The organism is Lapillicoccus sp. (assembly GCF_036559105.1).
Taxonomy (GTDB): domain Bacteria; phylum Actinomycetota; class Actinomycetes; order Actinomycetales; family Dermatophilaceae; genus Lapillicoccus.
In genome coordinates, this window is record NZ_DATBTV010000146.1 from 1 (window position 1) to 3,048 (window position 3,048).

At 69.4% G+C, this 3,048-nt stretch carries 4 protein-coding genes; 1 reads left to right on the forward strand and 3 read right to left on the reverse strand.

Translation table 11 applies throughout. From position 1 onward, the window contains the following. Positions 1 to 60: 60 nt before the first annotated feature. Positions 61 to 918: a phosphogluconate dehydrogenase C-terminal domain-containing protein gene (locus VIG79_RS17635; protein ID WP_331888001.1), complete on the reverse strand. Its 858-nt coding sequence runs from the start codon at positions 916 to 918 to the stop codon at positions 61 to 63. Next, positions 915 to 1,754 carry a sugar phosphate isomerase/epimerase gene (locus VIG79_RS17640; RefSeq protein WP_331888003.1) on the reverse strand — a complete coding sequence of 280 codons (840 nt, stop codon included), beginning with the start codon at positions 1,752 to 1,754 and terminating at the stop codon, positions 915 to 917. The genes VIG79_RS17635 and VIG79_RS17640 overlap by 4 nt, the downstream gene beginning before the upstream one ends. Positions 1,755 to 1,873: 119 nt before the next feature. Between VIG79_RS17640 and VIG79_RS17645 the strand changes: the two genes are divergently transcribed. After that, positions 1,874 to 2,620, forward strand: coding sequence for a FadR/GntR family transcriptional regulator (locus VIG79_RS17645; protein WP_331888005.1), 747 nt, complete (start codon positions 1,874 to 1,876; stop codon positions 2,618 to 2,620). Between the two features lie 4 nt (positions 2,621 to 2,624). Here the strand turns inward: VIG79_RS17645 and VIG79_RS17650 are convergent, their stop codons facing one another. After that, a complete protein-coding gene (locus tag VIG79_RS17650; RefSeq protein WP_331888007.1) occupies positions 2,625 to 2,990 on the reverse strand; it encodes an iron chaperone in 366 nt (121 codons plus the stop codon). Between the last annotated feature and the right edge of the window lie 58 nt (positions 2,991 to 3,048).

Below are 3,048 nucleotides of genomic sequence, written 5' to 3' on the forward strand. Positions count from 1 at the left end.
GAGTTGAGGATGAGGGTCATCGCTGGACTTCCTTGTCAGTGAACGCGATTGGAACGCGACTCAGCGGCTGATGGGCTCGCGCAGGTGGAGCATCGCCTGGAGGTTCTTGTCCAGCTCGTCGTCCTGGAAGATGACCTTCCAGTCGTCCTTGACGATCTTGCTGCGGCCGTAGTCCATGGCGATGAGGCAGGCGTCCGAGAACGGGTTGTCGCCCTGGAGCGCGTTGGCGAGGGCCACCTGGGTGTGGCCGAGGAGGATCGACCGTGCGGCCGGCTCGGGGATGCCCATGGTGTGGACCGCCTCGTGCAGCGACTCCTTGAGGAAGTCGCCGACCATGCAGGCGATCGTCTCGACGAGGGTCGGCTCGCACTGCGCGAGCTGCTTGACGGTGATCCAGTGCACGTCGACGACCGGCGCGTACATCGCGCGGATGACGGCCTCGGTCTGCGCGCGCTTGGTCTCGTCGCCACCCTCGTAGGCGGCCAGGACGTCCTGGGGAGCCGCGATGCCACCGAAGGTGTCCGCATACTCCTCCTCGGTCGTGCGACGCAGGAAGATCGACGGGTGGCAGGGGTGAGCCACGGCGTAGTGCACGTCGTCGCTCGGGTAGAGCAGGTTCGCGTAGGCGGCGGCCGGGTCGAGCGTCAGGACCACGGTGCCGGCGGCGAGCTGCGGGACGACCTGCGCGGTGACCGGCTGGAGCGCGATGTCCGGGACGGCGAGGATGACGACGTCGGCGTCCTTGATGGCGTCGGACAGGTCGGTCACCTCGCGCCCGGCGTCGATGGTGCGCTGTTGGCCGGCGGGGGAGGTCTCGACGTAGCGGACGTCGTGCGCGCTCTTGGCGAGGTTGTCGGAGACGCGCATCCCCATCTTGCCGCCGGCGCCGATGACGGCGATGGTGAGGTTCTCAGTCATTTCTGCAGTGCTCCTTCGTGATGGGTGTGCGCGGCCTTCTGCCGCAGGTAGGCAAGGTTGTGCAGGGTCCAGTCGTCCTCGATGCGGCAGCTGGTCGCGCTGTCGCCCTGCCAGACCAGCCAGTGCTCGATGATCTGGTTGATGCCGCGCTCGTACGGACGGACCTGCTCGACGAGGTAGTCGTAGTCGAGGAGACCCTCGCCGAGGCGCGCACCCGCATACGTGAACCCGACCCAGCCGGCCTGCCGGCTGAACGCGAAGTCCTTGACGTGCAGATTGCGGACGAGGGGTGCGGTGAGGTCGATCGTCGAACGGGGTGTCTCGAGGGCGGCGACCGAGTTGCCGGGGTCGAGGACGATCCCGAGGTATGCGGAGCCTTCCGCGGCGACCAGGTCGACGAGGGTCGGGGTCGGGATCTGCTCGTAGGTCTCCAGGGCGAGCGTCACGCCGGCGTCGGCGTAGGCCGGGACGACCTTGGCCAGCAGCTCGGGCGCGTCGTCGACCTCCTCGCGCTTGACCATCGACCGGACCAGGGTCACGTCGAGACGGTCGGCGAGCTCGAGGTAGTGCAGGAGGTGCGCGGTGTCGAGGCCGCGGGTGCCGAGCTCGTAGGCGACGCCGAGGTCGCGGCCGACGGCACCCAGGTCGGCGGCTTGCGCGGCGTCGTACCCGTCCAGCGCCGGGTAGTCGCACAGCTGGAGGAGGTCGACACCCCAGGAGGCGGTCTTCGCGACGATCCCGGGCAGCGTCAGCGGCCGGGGTGCGGTCTCGTGCCACTGCCAGAAGAAGCTGTAGGTGCTCAGCCCGATGGCGCTGGTGGTGGGGCCGTTCGGCACGGGGGAAGCTCCTTGTCACGTCGATGTGGACCGGTGAAGGTGTAGGGGAGACTCTGTCATAAATTGGTCAACCAGTCAACCGGTTAGCCAACAGCGAAGACATGGTTAGAGTGACCGGCGTGACCTCCCCCGCCGGCGTGACCGGTACGAGCGCTCCTCGGCTCGGCCCCCTGCAGACCATCGAGCCGGTCAGCGCGGTGTCGGCGGTGACGCGGCGGCTGCTCGACTTCTTCACCTCAGGGGAGATCGCCGCGGGCGACCGTCTCCCGGCGGAGCGCCAGCTCGCGGCCCAGCTCGGCGTGGGCCGGTCCGCGGTCCGCGAGGCGCTCGCGGCGCTGGAGCTGCTGGGCATCGTCAGCGTGCGGCCGGGTTCGGGCACCTACCTCAAGGGCAGCGTCTCCGAGCTGCTGCCGCAGACCCTGAGCTGGGGGCTCTGGCTCGGGGAGCCCAAGACCGTCGAGCTGATCCAGGTCCGCACGGTGCTCGAGGTCCAGGTCGCCCGGCTGGCCGCCGACCTCGCCTCCGACGACCAGCGCGAGGCGATCGAGGCGACGCTGGTGACGATGCGGGAGAACCGCGACGAGTTCCGGGTGTTCGTCGAGGCCGACATGCGGTTCCACCAGGTCATCGCCGAGGCGGCCGGAAACTCCCTGCTGACCGACCTGCTCACCACCGTCCGGTCACTGATCCGGGTCTGGGTCGAGCGCGCGGTGAACGACGTCGCGCATACCAACCTCACGCTGGGCGAGCACACTGCCATCGCCGAGGCCATCGCGGCACGGGACGCCGACGCGGCTGCGGCCGCCATGGACCGGCACATGAAGAGTGCGGGGGAGCGGTTGCTCAGCTCCCTCGGCGACTCCTGACCTGCTAGCGCCGGATCTGCGGCACGCGGGCCGCGACCTGGGCGGCGATCGCGCGGTCGACAAGGTCCCAGGGGACGGCCTCCTTGAGCGGGAGCTTGATGGTGCTCTGGCCGGAGAGGTAGGGCGCGAGATCGGCGTCGAGCGCGTCGTCGCCGCGGGGGACCGGGTAGACGCTGACGTGGTGCTTCCAGCCGGCCATGTAGATGACGTACTGGCCGTCGACGGCGAACGTCGGGATCTGGTAGCTGATCCGCTCCTGGGCGTCCGGCAGGGCCGCGAGCACGCGTCGGCGCAGCTCCTGGAGGATCTCCTGGGTGGCCGCGGGGAAGGTCGAGATGTACTCGTCGATGGACGCTGCCGTGGGAGCCATGGGTCACCCTGGCACGGCTTCCGTGGCGCCGTCGAGCCTCCGCCGGCGATGGCTATGG